The following is a 16,816-nucleotide window of genomic DNA, read 5'->3' on the forward strand; positions in this document are numbered from 1 at the left end:
GTTACCCGTGCGAGGGGTCGCTGACCGATTCCCACAGGTTGGTGTACCAGGGCCGCGATGCCTCGCGCTGCTTCTTGGCCTCTTCCGGCGACAATGTGGGCGCCGGCGGGTACTGCATGGTGAACGCCTTGTCGCCCGGCTTCACGAACTGCAGGCGCTCACGGGCCTGCGCCTCGATGTAGGCCGGATCGTTCTGCCGGTCGACCTTCTGCTGCAGATCCGACACCTCGCGGTCGAGCTGCGCATTGGAACTCTTGAGCTGTTGGTACTCGCTCTGCTGCGAGAAGTAGGTGCGCAACGGCACGGCCAGGGTCAGGGCGACGATCGTCAGGACCACCGCGAGGATCAGCACCCGCTTCGGGTTCATCCCCTCAAAGCGGTTCGCCAGTCCCGCGGCGGTCTCCGACATCGTCTCTCCTCGCTCAGCGTTGCGCTCGTCGTGCGGCAGCTGCCGCGATCCTCACTTGCCCGCGGTGTACCGCGGGAAGGCCTGGTCGCCGGCGTAGCGTGCGGCATCACCGAGGCCCTCTTCGATGCGCAGCAGCTGGTTGTACTTGGCAACGCGCTCACTGCGCGCGGGCGCACCGGTCTTGATCTGTCCGCAGTTGCAGGCAACGGCGAGGTCGGCGATCGTGGTGTCCTCGGTCTCACCCGAACGGTGGCTCATCATCGTCTTGTAGGAGTTGTTGTGCGCCAACGTAACCGCGTCGAGGGTTTCGGTCAGCGAGCCGATCTGGTTGACCTTGACCAGCAGCGCGTTGGCCGCGCCCAGGTTGATGCCGCGCTCGAGTCGCTCGGGGTTGGTGACGAACAGATCGTCGCCGACCAGTTGCACCTTGTCGCCGATGGCCTCGGTGAGCTTGACCCAGTTGTCCCAATCATCTTCTGCCAGGCCATCTTCGATGGAGACCACCGGGAAGTCGGTGAGGAGCTTCTCGTAGTAGGAGATCATGTCGTCGGCCGACCGGTCGGATCCCTCGTACTTGTAGACACCGTCTGAGTAGAACTCGGTGGACGCCGCGTCGAGGGCCACCACGACGTCGGTGCCGAACTTGTAGCCGGCCTTGCCGACCGCCTCACCGATCACCTCGAGGCCGGCGTAGGCGTTCGGCAGGTCCGGCGCGAAACCGCCCTCGTCGCCGAGTGCGGTGTTCATGCCCTGCGAGTGCAGGACCGACTTCAGCGCATGATACACCTCGGCACCACATCGCAGCGCCTCCTTGAAGGTGGGCGCACCGATCGGGGCGATCATGAATTCCTGGAAGTCGATGCCGTTGTCGGCGTGTGCGCCACCGTTGATGATGTTCATCATCGGCACGGGCAGCAGATGCGCGTTCGGTCCGCCGACATAACGGAACAGCGGCAGCCCAGCCGACTCGGCCGCACCCTTGGCCACCGCGAGCGAGACACCGAGGATCGCGTTGGCGCCCAGCCGCGACTTGTCGGGGGTGCCGTCGGCGTCGAGCAGCACCTGGTCGACGAGTCGCTGCTCGTCGGCCTCGATCCCGATCACCGCCGGGGCCAGCTCGTTGAGCACTGCCTCGACGGCCTTCTGCACGCCCTTGCCGCCGTAGCGTTCGCCACCGTCCCGCAGCTCGACTGCTTCGTGTTCGCCGGTGGAGGCGCCCGAGGGCACCGCGGCGCGGGCGAAGGTCCCGTCGTCCAGCGCGATCTCGACCTCGACCGTGGGGTTGCCCCGGGAGTCGAGAATCTCGCGGGCTCCGACCTGTTCGATGATGGCCACAGCTAACCCCTTCATTCGTCACGCCGCTGTTGCGGCCCATCCGTCACGACACGTGCGCGGTTTCCGCGCCGTCGTGCCGTTCCTCGTCTTCTGCCGAAATGTCAGTGCTCAACCTCTGACCGCACCCGGCGGTCGTCGCCGTGCAGTCGTCGGGTCAAAGCCTAGACGCAACGCGTGCGAAGGTCTCCTCTGACGCGCAGCAGTGCCGTCAGTAGGCGACACCGATCGAATAGGCATTTGCGTGATCCCGCACATCCAGGACATAGGTGGTCGAGTTGTTGTAGACGAGAACCGCTTTCTGCCATCCGGCGGGCGTGCCGAGGTCGCCTCCCGAGATGCACAGGTACCGAGCAGCGCCCAGCGCGGCGTCGTCGATGTTGTCCGGGTCGGCGCGGCCGTCACCATTGCCGTCGGCACCGAATCTGACCCACGTCTCGGGGAGGAACTGAAAGGGCCCCATCGCCCTGGCGTACTCGCCGGTGGTGTGCGGATCGGTCCGTGAGTTGGGGATGGTCCGGTTGCCGCCCGTGCCGTCGAGTTCGACGCCGCGGATGCGCGGGCGGACGTCGCCGACCGCCGAGATCGACGCCCCGTGGTAGGTGCCGTGTCTGCTCTCGACGCCGCCGATACCGGCCAATGTGGTCCACGCCAGCCGGCATCCGGGGTTGCGCTGGCGCTGCGTCTCCGCAGCCCGGCCGTAGGCAATCAACGCACGTTGCCCGATGGCGGTGTCCTGCGCCACCGGCTGCGCCCACGCTCGCAGCGCCGCATCCGAACCCGCCCGGTCGGCGAGATCCAGAGCGGGTTGGGTGACCCCGGCCCCCGGCGGGATCCCCTCGGGGATCTTCGGGCGCTGCTGTGACGGCAGATCGATACAGCCCGCGCACATCACCGCGACCATCACCACCGCACCGATGGCGATCACAGAGGAGACAAGGCGGTGGCGGTTCATCGCATCCACTCATACCCGATGGGTCCGTCTGCCCGGTACGCCCGATTCGAACCCCGCTGCACCGACACAGGGTCGGTGGTCCCCGATGACAGACGCCGATATTGTGCTCGCAGGATTGGAAAGCGTAACCTAACCGTCGTTCAGTCGGCCGAGGCGAGGCTGGCCGGCGTCACGCATTCCGGTCACCGGGATCGAGGTGATCGACGGAGCGGACTCGCATCCAGACGTTCTGGGGAGCACCCGCCTCCTCCAGAGCAGGGAGTTCCATGTTCGCCACCCTCGTGATCGGCCTGCGTGAAGGCCTCGAGGCCGCCCTGATCGTCGGCATCATCGCCGCCTTCCTCCGCAAACAGGGCCATCAGAAGGCGCTGAAGTGGATGTGGGCCGGCGTGGTCGTGGCCGTCGTCATCTGCGTCGGTGTGGCGATCGCGCTCGAGGTCATCTCCTCGGAACTGCCCCAGCGCGCCCAGGAGGGACTCGAGACGGTCATCGGCGCCATCGCGATCGCGATGGTCACCTACATGATCGTCTGGATGCGCAACCACTCCCGCCATCTCAAACGCGAGATCGAGAGCGCCGCATCCGACGCGATGGTCTCCGGCTCGGCGATGGCGCTGGCAGGCATGGCATTCCTGGCCGTGCTGCGCGAGGGGCTGGAGACCTCGGTCTTTCTGGTCGCTGCCTTCAACGCCAGCCACAACGCGGTGCCCGCCACCATCGGCGCACTGCTGGGTATCGGGATCGCGGTGGTGCTGGGATACGGCATCTACCGCGGCGGCGTGCGCATTAACCTCGCCAAGTTCTTCACGTTCACCGGCCTGCTTCTGGTACTCGTGGCGGCCGGTCTGACGATGACCGCGCTGCACACCGCGCACGAGGCCGGCTGGCTCAACGTCGGACAGCAGCAGGTCGTCGATCTCACCTGGCTGGTACGGCCGGGTTCGATCCAGGAGTCGCTGCTCACCGGTGTGCTGGGCATCCAGGCGCGACCGGTGCTCATCGAGGTCGTCGGCTGGGTGCTCTACATCGTGATCGTCGGCGCACTCGTGCTGTGGCCCCAGAGCAAGCCGCTGCCCCGCCGCTCGATGGCGGTCGCCGGTGCACTCGTGGGCGTCGGCGCGCTGATCGCGGCCACCGCGGTGTGGGCCACCGCCCCCTCCGAGCCCACCCCGACCCCGGCGGCGCTGCGGCTACCCGCGGCATCCGCGGCCACCGCCGACGGCATCCTCGCCGGCCACACCGTCACCGCCCCCGCGGATGTGACCGTGCGCACCGACGATGGCGGCACGACACCGCCGACGATGAGTCTGACCGCGGCCGGGACCACCACCGAGCTCAAGAATCTCGTCGGACCCGACGAGACCGATCTGTTCGGCGTCTCCGCGCACACCTGGACGACCCTCGCCTCACCCGACATCGACGTGACGGCCTTCGTCCGTGACGCGCCCACCACCGTGACACTGGCTCAGATCATCGCCGGCAACGGTGGCCGCACCCCGGTGGGCCTGAACACGCAGACCTTCGGTGAGTCAGCTCCGGTGGTGTACGTGGCCTCGGCGACGGTGACCGCCGCCCTCGATCCCACCTTCGAGCATCCGATGCAGGCGAGCGTGAACTGGGTGCTCACGGCAACGGCCACACCGCGCTCGGGCTCGGCCGTCGTGCTCGGCAAGGTCGTGCGCGCGCAGAACATCCATCAGGCCGATGCGGCTCAGGCCGATGCGATCGTCGAGGACCAACAGCAACTCGACGCCCACCACACCCGAGGGTTCTCGGTGCCGCTGACACTCACCGTCATCGGTGCAGTGCTGCTCGCGCTCGCCGTCTGCGTATGGCCGTGGCACCGGCGCGGCCATCGCGACGCCGACACCACCGCCCCCGGTGGATCCGACCACATCCCACTCACCGAAGACCAGCACACGCACGAAAAGAAGGAGATAACTCAATGAGGGCCGGCCCTATTCTCGCCGTCGGCGCCACCGTCATCACGATGGTGTCGCTCGCCGCCTGCTCGGACAGCAAAGACGACAGCAAGGACAGCAGTTCGAGTGCGACGAAGACCGTCAAGGTCGAGATGACCAATGACGGTTGCAAGGCGACCCCCGACAAGGTCGACGCCGGTCCCATCACGTTCTCGATCACCAATACCAACGCCGCCGCGGTCAGCGAGGTGGAGTTGATCAAGGACAACCGCATCCTCGCCGAGCGCGAGAACATCGCCCCGGGTATGGCCGCGGTCTCGTTCTCCCACAAGCTCGACGGCGGCAGCTACGAGCTGTACTGCCCCGGAGCAAGTACCGAGAAGACCGCTTTCACCGTGACCGGCAAGGCGGCCGCGGCCACCGGAACTGTCGCCGATCAGCTCAAGCAGGCAACGGTCGACTACAAGCAGTACGTGGTGACGCAGGTGAACAGCCTCGTCGACTACACCGGACAGCTCACCGCCGCCGTCGACTCCGGAAACCTCGCCTCCGCCCAGGATCTCTACCCCAAGACCCGCCCGTACTACGAGCGCATCGAGCCGGTCGCCGGTGCATTCTGCACCAACGGCGCCACCGACTGCTCCGACAACGCCTCGGTCTCACTCGACTTCGCCATCGATGCCCGCCCCGCCGCGGTGGGCCCCACCGACAAGTGGACCGGCTTCCACGTGCTCGAGAAGGGTCTCTTCGAGGAGAAGTCGCTCACCGGGATGAAGCCGGTCGCCGACGAACTGCTCACCAACGTCAAACTGCTGCAGACCGTGGTGAACAAGCCCACATTCGGCTTCTCCCCCGCCGACATCGTCAACGGTGCCGGTGATCTGCTCGACGAGGTGTCGACCACCAAACTCACCGGCGAGGAAGAGTTCTACTCCCACATCGACGTACTCGACATGCAGGCCAACATCGAAGGCTCTGAACAGGCTTTCGCGATGGTCAAACCCGCTCTCTCCGAGATCGATTCGCAGCTCAGCGACACCATCACCAAGGCATTCGCCAACGTCGACAACTACGTGGACTCACTGCGTGACCCCAACCAGCCGGGCGGGTTCAAGCTCTACACGGAGCTGACCGCGGAGGAGAAACGTCAGTTGGCATCCGCGGTGATCGCCGTCAAGGATCCGCTGGCCGAGGCCGGCGGCAAGGTCGCGGCCGCCAGCTAGATTCGAGTATGTGATGAGTGATGACAATTCCCCCGAGGTCTCGAACACACCGGGACAGGGGTCCGCACCGCAACGGCGCCGGGGTATCGGTCGGCGCGGATTCCTCACCGGTGCAGGCCTGGCCGGTGCCGGGCTGGTCGTCGGAGCGGCGGCCGGCGGCGCGACCGGCTATGTGGTGGGCAACGACGACACCACCGACGCCGGTGCGGCCACCGAGCCCTTCTACGGTGACCACCAGTCCGGAATCGTCACTCCCCAACAGAATTCGATGGTGTTCGCGGCATTCGACGTCAACGACTCGGTGATCACCAGCCAGCTCCAGACGATGCTGGCACGGTGGGCGGCGGCGGCGAGTCTGCTGACCGTCGGCAAGCCGGTCGGGCCGGTGGAGACCCAGCCCGGGTCCCCACCGGCCGACACCGGCGAGGCCTTCGACCTGGGCCCGCACCGTTTGACGGTGACCGTGGGCTTCGGTGAATCACTGTTCGACGACCGCTTCGGTCTGGCCGACAAGAAGCCGGCGGCACTCGCGCCACTGGGCCAGCTCGCGGTGGACTCCTCCATCGACCCGACGATCAGCGGCGGGGATCTGTGCATTCAGGCGTGCTCGGAGGATCCGCAGGTCGCCTTTCACGCGGTGCGCAACCTCGCGCGCATCGGCCGAGGCGTGGTCACGCTGCGCTGGCTCCAGGAAGGTTTCGGTCGCGCGTCGGCGACCTCCACCTCGCAGGTGACTCCCCGAAACCTGATGGGATTCAAGGACGGAACCGCCAACATCAAGGCCGAGGATCCCGACATCGCCGACAAGTGGGTGTGGGTCGGCGACGAGAGCGACCAGGAGTGGATGAAGGGCGGCAGCTACCTGGTCGCCCGCAAGATCCGCATGCACATCGAGGCATGGGATTCCGACGACATCGTCGACCAGGAAGCCATCTTCGGTCGCAGCAAGGACTCCGGCGCCCCACTCTCGGGTGGTTCGGAGTTCACCGCGTTGAACTTCACCAAGAAGGGTCCAGACGGCAAGCCGCTGGTCGAACGCTTCTCCCATGTGCACCTGGCCCATCCCGACACCAACGGGGGTGTGCAGATCCTGCGGCGCGGCTACAACTACACCGACGGGATCGACACGCGCACCGGAACTCTCGACGCAGGGCTGTTCTTCATCGCCTACCAGAAGAACGCGCACGAGCAGTTCGTGCGGATCCAGAACAACCTGGCACAGGACCGGCTCAACGAGTACATCGCACCGATCTCGAGTTCACTGTTCGCCGTGCCGCCGGGTCTGACCGCGGTCGGCGACTGGTACGGCAAGACGATGTTCGGCTACGTCGCCTGATCGTGGTCGCCCGAGCCGGGCTCGCCCAAGAAGCGTCTCCACTGGTCGGCGCTGCGCGGGGTGAGACCGGCTGCGCGGGCACGATCCTCGGCCGCACGCACGGTCTGCATGAACGCGAGCACCGCGCGCCGCAGATCGTCCTCGACACTGGCCTCACCGCCGACGACCGACACCGTTGTGACCGTCGACGGGATCGACCCGGCCGGAAAGCCTGCCGCATCGAGCCGCTCGACCACCTTCTGCGCCAGCGCCAGTGACGGCTGCGCGGTGGCGATCCCGTCGAGAACCGAATCCCGCTTCTTCTCGGCGGCCTTACGCTCCTCCCATTGGCGCAGCTGTGTCTCCAGATCGACGGGCCCGTCCAGCACACCGTGGGTGCGATCGGAGACCTTTGCGGTGAAAGCCCTGGCCACATCGTCGATGTCGAACGGGTGGTCGGGATGATCGGCAGCCACGCGGGCGTGAAACAGCACCTGCAGCAACAGATCGCCGAGTTCCTCGAGCAGATGCCGCTGGTCGCCGGAGTCCACGGCGTCGAGGAATTCGTAGGTCTCCTCCAGCAGGTACCGGCGCAGCGAGTCGTGGGTCTGCGTGCTCTCCCACGGCCCCTGCCGGCGGAGGCGATCCATCAACTCGACCGCGTCGAGCAACGCCTCACCCGAGCGCGCTCCCGCGCGGCGATCGGCCGTCTCGGGATCGGCCTGCTCGAGATCGGCAGGGTCAGGGCCGGAGCCGACCCCTCCGCTCTCGCTCACACCGCTTCCTCGGCACCGGTGCGCACGCGCATGCTCACCGTCCCGGGGTTATCCCCGCGCGCCACCAGCAGCAGGTCGGCGACCACCTGGACCAGATCGACATCGCGGACACGCGCCGAACCCACACCACCCGTCCGCGGTATCGGCATGGTCACCACAGAGGTTGTCGCACGGTAATTCGACTGCGGGAACAGACGTTTCACACGCACCTGCTTGCTGTCGGCCAGATCGAGCGGCGCCACCTTGATCTGCGTCCCGGTGGCACCGATCTCGGTGACCCCCATTTCCCGCGCGAGCAGCCGCAGTTTGGCGATCGAGACCAGCCGCGACACCTCGTCGGGAATCGGCCCGTATCGGTCGATGAGTTCATCGACCACCGCGGTGAGTCCGGCGTCGTCGGTCGCGGAGGCGAGTTTGCGATAGGCCTCCAGCCGCAGGCGGTCGGAGTCGACGTACTCGGCAGGGATGTGCGCGTCGACGGGGAGGTCGATGTGGACCTCCTTGTTCTCCTCCACCGCAACGGGTTTGCCGTCTGCGGCCGCGCGGTAGGCCTCGACGGCCTCGCCGACCAGTCGCACATAGAGATCGAAACCCACCCCGGCGACATGGCCGGACTGCTCGGCACCGAGAACATTTCCCGCACCACGCAATTCGAGATCCTTGAGCGCGACCGCCATACCCGCACCGAGTTCGTTGTTCTGCGCGATCGTCGACAACCTGTCGTATGCAGTCTCCGAGAGCGGCTTGTCGGGACTGTAGAGCAGGTAGGCGTATCCGCGTTCGCGTGAACGTCCGACCCGTCCGCGCAGCTGATGCAACTGCGACAGGCCCAGCGCCTCGGCGCGATCGACGATCAGGGTGTTCGCGTTGGAGATGTCCAGACCGGTCTCGATGATCGTGGTGCACACCAGCACATCGAAGTCCCGGTTCCAGAAGCCCGAGACGGTGCGCTCGAGTTGATCCTCACCCATCTGGCCGTGCGCCACAGCGACGCGAGCCTCAGGCACCATCTCGGCGACCTCCTTGGCCACCTTGTCGATCGAGCTCACGCGGTTGTGCACGAAGAACACCTGCCCGTCGCGCAGGAGTTCGCGGCGGATCGCCGCGGCCACCTGTTTGGGCTGGTAGGGGCCCACATAGGTGAGCACCGGATGCCGCTCCTCCGGCGGGGTCAGGATCGTCGACATCTCGCGGATGCCGGCCATCGACATCTCCAGCGTGCGCGGGATCGGCGTGGCCGACATCGTGAGGACGTCGACGTGGGTGCGCAGCGATTTGATGTGTTCCTTGTGCTCGACACCGAATCGCTGTTCCTCGTCGACGATCACGAGACCGAGGTCTTTCCAGCGCACCCCGGTCTGCAGCAACCGGTGGGTACCGATCACGATGTCGACACCGCCGGTGGCCATCTCGTCGATGGTCTGCTTCGACTCGCGCGCGTCGGTGAACCGCGACAGCCCCTTGATCCGTACCGGGAACCCGGCCATCCGCTCGGTGAACGTCTGCAGATGTTGTTGGGCGAGAATGGTCGTGGGGACCAACACCGCGACCTGTTTGCCGTCCTGCACCGCCTTGAACGCGGCGCGCACGGCGATCTCGGTCTTGCCGTAGCCGACGTCACCGACGACGACGCGATCCATCGGGACGGGCCGCTCCATGTCGCTCTTGACCTCACCGATGACGGTCATCTGATCGACCGTCTCGGTGAACCCGAAGGCGTCCTCCATCTCCCGCTGCCAGGGCGTATCCGGCGAGAAGGCGAAGCCCGGCGAGGCGTGGCGTGCGGCGTACAGCTGCACGAGTTCGCCGGCGATCTCGCGAACGGCCTTGCGCGCCTTGCGTTTGGTGTTCTGCCAGTCCGATCCGCCGAGTTTGCTCAGCGCGGGCTGCTCGCCGCCGACGTATCGCGACAACTGGTCGAGAGCGTCCATCGGCACGAACAGCCGGTCGCCGGGCTGGCCGCGCTTGCTCGGCGCGTACTCGATGACGAGGTACTCGCGGCGGGCGCCGCCGACGGTGCGCTCGATCATCTCCACGAACCGACCGATGCCATGCTGGTCGTGGACCACCATGTCGCCGGCCTTCAGTGCCAGCGGATCGACCTGGTTGCGGCGTTTGGCTGGCAGCTTCTTGCCGTCTCGACTACCGGTGACGCGCGCACCGGTGAGATCGGGTTCGGTGACCACCACTAATCCGGCGTCGGGGGCGATGATTCCGTGGCGCAAAGTGCCGCACAGGATCGTCACCGCACCGCGCACGGGTTGTGACCCCGGTTCGCCGATGTGCACGGGTACCTCGGCCTCGCGCAGCCGCTCGGCCATCCGCTCGGCCGTACCCTTGCCCGCGACCACCAGCGCCACGCGGCCACCGGTGGACACGTGTGCGCGCAGTGAGGCGAAGGTCGTCGCCGCGGCGTCCTCGGCGCCGCGCGGCGCCGGCCCCGGTTCGAGGTCGAGATGGATCTCGTCGTCGTCGAGATCGTCGGGAACCCCTGCGGCCAGTGGACTCAGCGTCCACCAAGGCCGCCCGGAGGCCATCGTGGTGTCGCGGACCGCGTCGAGCGGGCGGTAGCTGCTCGCGGCCAGGTCGACACCGAGACTGCCGCCGTCGATCGGCGCATCACCACCGAAACCCGCTGCGGCCCAGGATGCCTCGAGAAATTCCTCGCCGGTCTTGGTGAGATCGGCCGCGCGTGTGCGTACCTTCTCCGGGTCGAGCACCAGCACGTGACTGCCGTCCGGCAGCACCTCGGTGAGCAGTTGCATACGCCCGGGCACCAGCGCGGGGATGAGGGCCTCCATACCCTCCACCGGAATGCCCTGCGAGAGCTTGGTCAGCATCTCCGTGACCGGATCCGCGGGGGCGCGGCCGGACGCCAGTTCACCCGCACGTATACGCACATCCTCGTCGAGGATCAGCTCACGGCCGGGATGGATGTGCACCACCGAGGTCTCCACCTCGGGGTGACTGCGCTGATCGGCGACCGAGAAGGCACGCATCTCGGCGATCTCGTCACCCCAGAAGTCCACGCGCACAGGATGATCCGCCGTTGTCGGGAAGACATCGAGGATGCCGCCGCGCACAGCGAACTCGCCGCGGCGTCCGACCATGTCCACACGTTCGTAGGCCATCTCGACCAGGCGCTCGGTGAGCTCGTCGAAATCGAGTTCCACTCCCTCGCGCAGCGTGATCGGTACCAGCGAGCCCAACCCGGGTGCCATCGGCTGCACCAGCGAGCGCACCGTGGTGACCACCACCGACAAGGGCGGACCGTACGTGGCATCGGCGGGATGTGAGAGCCGGTAGAGGACCTCCAACCGCGCCCCGACAGTGTCGGCGCTCGGTGACAGCCGCTCATGCGGAAGCGTCTCCCACGACGGGAACTGCGTCACCCGATCGCCGAGGATGTCGTGGAGTTCGGCGACGAGATCGTCGGCCTCACGGCCGTTGGCCGCGACGACCAGTATCGGCGCGGGTGCGGTGGACGAATCAGACTGGGACGAATCCGACTGGGCCGGATCAGACTGGGCCGGATCAGACTGGGCCGGATCAGCAGATGACGAGACGGATGAGGAAGCAGCGGCAGCGGCGAGTGCGGAGACCACGAACGCGCGAGACGCGTCCGGTCCGGTGATGTCAAGGGTCGGGCGGGTGAACCGCTCCCTCACCCCTGCGATCGACCGATCGTCGCACGCGATCTCGGCGAGACCGGACAGCGGAGCAGACACACCCCGAGTCTATTCCGCGCATCGGAGTCGGCATACCGGTGGGCTGCTGCGCCCGCGGTGACCACACAGACGTGAGCGACAACGACGCGCCGGCTTCCTGTCACGCAGGCCACCGACGCCTGATTCACACGTTTCACGGTTTGTCACCTCCTGTTCATGGATCCGGCTTACCGTTGCCCGGTCGCACGTACGGTCACAGGAATTCAAGGAGTTCGACATGGCCTCTGGCCCCTTCGCAGGTATGTCCCGACGGGACTTCTTCGCACGCGTCGCCGCGGTCGGTGGCACGGCGTTCCTCGCGAACTGGGCCAACCCGATCATCGACCGCGCCTACGCCGCCGACCCGGCGGGAGCCGGATCGTTTTCGGATATCGAGCACATCGTGCTGTTCATGCAGGAGAACCGCTCGTTCGACCACTACTTCGGGACCCGCGCGGGAGTACGCGGATTCGCCGAGGACCCCGAGTCGCTCAAGCAATACGGCTGGGCACCGGGCAAGGGCCCGACCAAGAACGGCTACACGCTGCCCTTCCGCCTGGACACGACCCGTGGTGCCAGCCTTGCCGGGGAGATCATCAACGACCCCGATCACTCCTGGGGTGGCCTGCACCGCGCGTGGAACAACGGCCGCAACAACGGCTGGTTGCCCAATGCCATCAAGGCAAACGGTCCGCAGAATGCACCCGCGGTCATGGGCTACTACGAACGCGCTGACATCCCGGTGCACTGGGAGCTCGCCGACGCGTTCACCCTGTGCGACAACTACCACTGCTCGGTGATCGGCCCCACCGATCCGAACCGGCTCTACTGGATGAGTGCGAACCTCGACCCCGAGGGCACGCACGGCGGGCCGCTTCTGCGGACGCCGACGGGACTGCCGGTCAACGCCTACTCGTGGCGCACGATGCCCGATAACCTCCGCGACGCCGGGGTCAGCTGGAAGATGTACAACAACCGCGACGTCGGCCCGATCTCGCAGGTGATCCTGGACGGGATGATGGTGTGCTTCAAACAGGCGGCTGACCCCAACTCCGAACTCCATCGCCGCGGCATCGACCCCACCTATCCGGGGACGTTCATCGAAGACGTCAAGAACGACCGGCTGCCCGCGGTGTCCTGGGTCATCCCCCCGCTGATCGATTGTGAACACCCGGCGCTTCCCGCGGCGCTCGGCGCCGTCGGACTCGTGCAGCTGCTCGACATCCTCACGTCCAATCCGGCGGTCTGGGAGAAGACCGCACTGATCGTGAGCTACGACGAGAACGGCGGCTTCTTCGATCACGTGACCCCGCCGACCCCGCCGCCGGGAACACCCGGCGAGTTCGTGACCGTACCCAACATCAACTCGGTCACCTCCTCGGAGGGCATTCGCGGTCCCATCGGGTTGGGATATCGCGTCCCCGCCTTCGTGATCTCGCCCTACAGCCGAGGGGGACTCGTCGCCTCGGAGGTGTTCGACCACACCTCGCAGCTCAGGTTGATCGAACGTCGATTCGGCGTCGAGGTGCCCAACCTGACTGCCTGGCGGCGCAAGACCACCGGGGACATGACCTCAGCATTCGACTTCGCACATGCGCCCAACGCCAAGAAGCCTGCGCTCAGCGATCCTGCCCCGCGGGCACGTCCGTTCACCGACCCCGCAGCAGGGGCAGCGCAGAACTGGGTCCAGATCGGCTTGGGTTCCGAGGCAAACGCGGCGCCCAATTTCCCGGTACCGCCGAATGCGATGCCCCGGCAGGCCAGCGGGACGAAACGGGTGCCGTCGGGCCTGATCTGATCTGTCGGATCGTCCACGGTTGGGCCGGGCGTGCGACGGTACGCTGCGGGTCATGACGATCACGATCCGCCCGGCGAGTGCATCCGACAGCGCCGAGATCGCGGCGATCTACCGGTATTACGTGGACAACACGGTGATCACCTTCGACTACGAGTCACCCGATGCACACGCATGGCAGGTGAAGATGGCCGGAATCCACGATGCCGCACGACCTTTCCTCACCGCGGCCGACGAGAACGGCACCGTCGTGGGCTTCGCCTATCTGGCGCCGTTTCGCGCCAAACAGGCCTATGACTGGACTGTGGAGGACACCATCTACCTCCACCCCGACCACCGCGGCCACGGGACGGGACGGCGACTGCTCGCGGCACTGCTGACCTCGGCGTCGGTGGACACCGTGCGCCGCATCATCGCGGTGATCGCGGTGACCGAGGAGACCGCCGCCTCGATCGCCCTGCACACACGCCTCGGCTTCACCGACTCCGGAACACTGTCACGTGTGGGCTTCAAACATGATCGCTGGGTGGACTGCCGAATGCTGGAGTATTCGCTCGACCCCGTCGACGGCGCCGACGCACCACCGACGGGGTAACCGAGACGTCACCGCGTCTGCCGACCAGCTCGACGTGATCGCCGGTGCTCGTCAGAACCGCGGACTGTGGTCGAGGCTGAATGCCCACGGCCGCAGCTTTTCGATGGCGGTGCCGATCCGGAACACCGTCGGATCGTCGTAGGTGTGGCCAACGATCTGGACACCGGTCGGCACGTTGTTGTCGGCATGACCCGACGGGACCGCGAGCACCGGGCACCGGTTGCAGATGTTGAACGGCAGCGTCATCAACGCAAGCAGTGAGAGGGGGACGTGCGTTCCGTCGATGTCGACCCCGTCGGCGAGCGTGTCCCCGGCCGGCAGGCCAGTGGACGCCGATGTGGGGCAGATCAGCGCGTCGTATCCCGTCATCGCCTCGGCCAGCGCGCGCTGCATACCCGTCTCGATCTGCGTCGAACGGAAGTAGTTGACCTCGTCGGTGCGGGCGATGGGACGCAGCATCTCCACGAACGCACGTCCATAATCGGTCAGCTCGTCGACTCGGCCATCAACGGTGGAGTAGACCATCTGCGCCATCATGGTGCCGAAGTGGCCTGCCGAGGCGAGGACGATCTCCTCACTGCGCCACGGCAATTCGATTTCCTCGACAATCGCACCCGCTGATTCGAGTGCGTGCGCCACCGCACGCGTGTTCACGATCACCTGCGGGTCCACCACATAGTCGCCGAGCCGGTAGCACAACGCGATGCGCATCCCGGCGACATCGTCGTATTCGCGCGGAAGGGTGATCGCGGGCACCGTGGCGTGATCGCGGGGATCGGGACCGATGAGCTGGTTGGCGAACAGGATCGCATCCGAGACGGTCCTGGCCATCACCCCGTCACCGCGGTAGTAGTCCATCGACATCGGACCCGCGCCGGGGATGCGGCCGTAGGGAGCCTTGAAACCGACTGTCCCGGTGAAGGACGCAGGCCCACGCGTGGATCCGCCGATATCTGACGCCGTGGCCAGCGGCGTGGAGCCGGCGGCGAGGGAGGCACCGGCACCACCGGATGAGCCGCCCGGAGTGAAGTCGGGATTCCACGGATTCCTTGTGACACCCCACATGTCGCTCTGCGTGTAGAGCGCGATGGAGAACTCGGGAGTCGCGGTGCGGGCGTGGATGATCCCACCGGCGGCGAGCAGCCGGTCGATCACCGGCGCGTTCTCGAGGGCAATATTTCCCTTGAGCGCCAACGATCCTTCGGTCAGTGTGCGCCCGGCTATCGCATGCTTCTCCTTGGTCGCGATGGGCAGACCTTCGAGTGGACGCGGGGTCGCCTCCCGATCGGCATAGACCGCCTGCGCCGTCGTTGCGGCAGCGAGGGCTTCGTCGTACAGCGTTTCGCAGAAGGCGTTGATCGTCGGCTCCACCTTCTCGGCACGATCGATAAGCGCGGTGAGGTATTCGACCGGCGAAAGCTGCCCGGAGGCGAACTGCGCCAGCACATCGGTGGCACTGGCGTATACGAGCGGATTTGTCATCTTGTCTCCTTGACATCGGTGTCGACAACGGTCTGGTCGGTGAAATGGTCATGCGATGGTGGCTGCGAACCGGAGTCGGTCGAGCTGCCTGCCGCGGCACCGAAGCCGGCTCGGAAGGCATTCGCATCCGCTGGGGCACACAGGGTCGCGATCACGGCGATGATCGGGCCGATCGCCAGGAACACGAATCCTGCTGTCCACGAGAACTCGTCGATGATCACGCCGACGAGAGTCGGTGCGACCACACCGGCGATCATGCCGCCGAGCAGGATCATCGACGAGGCCGTCCCCGCGACCTCCGGCGGCAGACCTCTCATCGCGAGAGCGAAGGTCGGCATGTAGGCGATGGCGGCCACCGCCGATGCCACGGTCATGCAGATGACGAGCGTGGGTACGTTGGGGCACAACGGCATCACTGCGATGAGAACTGCGGCGACGAGCATCGACGGGATCACCAGCGGTCGTGGTCGCCCGGCCAACCGATCCGACCACCTGCCGCTCACCGCGATCATCACCGCCGAGAGAATGGTCGGGAACGCCATCAGCAGGCTGGCGGTACCGAGTCCGACATGCCTGTCCTCGTTCAGATAGGACGGCGCCCAGGTCTGCGAACCCCACACCAACAAGTCGTACCCGAAGAAGGCGATCGCAAACATCCACATCGCGCGATTGCGCAGCAATGTGCGCATGGTGATCCCGGACAACGCAGTGTCACTGCCCCGCTGCGTCGAGGTCAGCGCCTCGGGCATCTTCCATCGCAGCAACACTGCGGTGAGTGCACCGATGATGGCGATCGCCGCGAACATCCCGCGCCATCCGATCAACGGCAGCGCCACGCCGGCGATCAACGCGGCCAGCAGTGCACCCACGGCGTTGGATGCCTGGACCGCGCCGGTCGCGCCCATCCGATCGGCCGCGGTCGTCCGCTCCGACAGCAACTTGAAGCCGGCCGCCGGGAACACGCCTTCGGCGAATCCGAAGAGAATCCGGATGATCAGCATCGACACCAGGGAGAAGGCGAGCGCGGTGAACAACGACCAGGCGATCAGCGCGAGCACCGCCACACGCAGCGCGCCGTATTTGTCGGCGATCAGGCCACCCGGCAGCTGCGCGAGCGCGTAGGCGACGAAGAACGCCGACACGATGAGGCCGCGCTGGCCGTGGTCGATGCCGAGGTCGTGGCCGATCTGCGGCAACGCCGAATTGATGACGAGGCGATCGATGTAGTCCACCGACCATGCGATGAAGAGAAGCCATACGGTGGTCTTCGTCGTGGGATTCATTCGTCTCTCCAGTAGGCAGGGG

Annotated in this window: 12 protein-coding genes; 5 read left to right on the forward strand and 7 right to left on the reverse strand. The window is 66.4% G+C overall.

The features are described 5' to 3' along the window. Position 1: 1 nt before the first annotated feature. The 3 genes from IEW22_RS07115 to IEW22_RS07125 form a co-directional block, all read right to left on the reverse strand. Positions 2–409 carry an FtsB family cell division protein gene (locus IEW22_RS07115; protein ID WP_188585914.1) on the reverse strand — a complete coding sequence of 136 codons (408 nt, stop codon included), beginning with the start codon at positions 407–409 and terminating at the stop codon, positions 2–4. Positions 410–460: 51 nt separating this feature from the next. Next, positions 461–1,744, reverse strand: coding sequence for a phosphopyruvate hydratase (gene eno, locus IEW22_RS07120; RefSeq protein WP_188585915.1), 1,284 nt, complete (start codon positions 1,742–1,744; stop codon positions 461–463). 208 nt (positions 1,745–1,952) lie between these two features. Continuing rightward, the gene (locus IEW22_RS07125; RefSeq protein WP_188585916.1) at positions 1,953–2,696 is read right to left on the reverse strand and encodes a lytic transglycosylase domain-containing protein; all 744 of its coding nucleotides are present in this window, start codon (positions 2,694–2,696) and stop codon (positions 1,953–1,955) included. Positions 2,697–2,962: 266 nt separating this feature from the next. On the opposite strand from IEW22_RS07125, the gene efeU reads away from it, so the two are divergent. The 3 genes from efeU to efeB are packed head-to-tail and all read left to right on the forward strand — an operon-like array spanning position 2,963 to position 7,177. Next, entirely contained in the window at positions 2,963–4,645 is a 1,683-nt protein-coding gene (gene efeU / locus IEW22_RS07130) for an iron uptake transporter permease EfeU (protein WP_188585917.1), read from the forward strand. Further along, complete coding sequence (efeO, locus tag IEW22_RS07135) at positions 4,642–5,841, forward strand: iron uptake system protein EfeO (RefSeq protein ID WP_188585918.1); 1,200 nt, start codon at positions 4,642–4,644, stop codon at positions 5,839–5,841. Before efeU ends, efeO begins: the two co-directional genes overlap by 4 nt. A 13-nt stretch (positions 5,842–5,854) precedes the next feature. Then, positions 5,855–7,177, forward strand: a complete 1,323-nt coding sequence (gene efeB / locus IEW22_RS07140) for an iron uptake transporter deferrochelatase/peroxidase subunit (RefSeq protein WP_188585919.1) — start codon at positions 5,855–5,857, stop codon at positions 7,175–7,177. Here the strand turns inward: efeB and IEW22_RS07145 are convergent. After that, positions 7,165–7,932 (reverse strand): MazG family protein, encoded by a 768-nt coding sequence (locus IEW22_RS07145; protein WP_229742260.1) that lies wholly within the window; start codon positions 7,930–7,932, stop codon positions 7,165–7,167. The two genes, efeB and IEW22_RS07145, sit on opposite strands and share 13 nt — an antisense overlap. Continuing rightward, entirely contained in the window at positions 7,929–11,660 is a 3,732-nt protein-coding gene (mfd, locus tag IEW22_RS07150) for a transcription-repair coupling factor (protein WP_188585920.1), read from the reverse strand. Before mfd ends, IEW22_RS07145 begins: the two co-directional genes overlap by 4 nt. A 217-nt stretch (positions 11,661–11,877) precedes the next feature. On the opposite strand from mfd, the gene IEW22_RS07155 reads away from it, so the two are divergent. Both IEW22_RS07155 and IEW22_RS07160 read left to right on the forward strand, forming a co-directional pair. Further along, the gene (locus tag IEW22_RS07155) at positions 11,878–13,437 is read left to right on the forward strand and encodes a phospholipase C (protein ID WP_188585921.1); all 1,560 of its coding nucleotides are present in this window, start codon (positions 11,878–11,880) and stop codon (positions 13,435–13,437) included. A gap of 52 nt (positions 13,438–13,489) precedes the next feature. Further along, complete coding sequence (locus tag IEW22_RS07160; RefSeq protein ID WP_188585922.1) at positions 13,490–14,029, forward strand: GNAT family N-acetyltransferase; 540 nt, start codon at positions 13,490–13,492, stop codon at positions 14,027–14,029. A gap of 51 nt (positions 14,030–14,080) precedes the next feature. On the opposite strand, the gene IEW22_RS07165 is transcribed toward IEW22_RS07160, so the two are convergent. After that, positions 14,081–15,511: an amidase gene (locus tag IEW22_RS07165; protein ID WP_188585923.1), complete on the reverse strand. Its 1,431-nt coding sequence runs from the start codon at positions 15,509–15,511 to the stop codon at positions 14,081–14,083. Then, positions 15,508–16,794 (reverse strand): MFS transporter, encoded by a 1,287-nt coding sequence (locus IEW22_RS07170; protein ID WP_188585924.1) that lies wholly within the window; start codon positions 16,792–16,794, stop codon positions 15,508–15,510. Before IEW22_RS07170 ends, IEW22_RS07165 begins: the two co-directional genes overlap by 4 nt. Positions 16,795–16,816: the final 22 nt, after the last annotated feature.

Origin of the sequence: Gordonia jinhuaensis (genome assembly GCF_014639795.1) — a bacterium.
GTDB classification, from domain to species: Bacteria; Actinomycetota; Actinomycetes; order Mycobacteriales; family Mycobacteriaceae; genus Gordonia_B; species Gordonia_B jinhuaensis.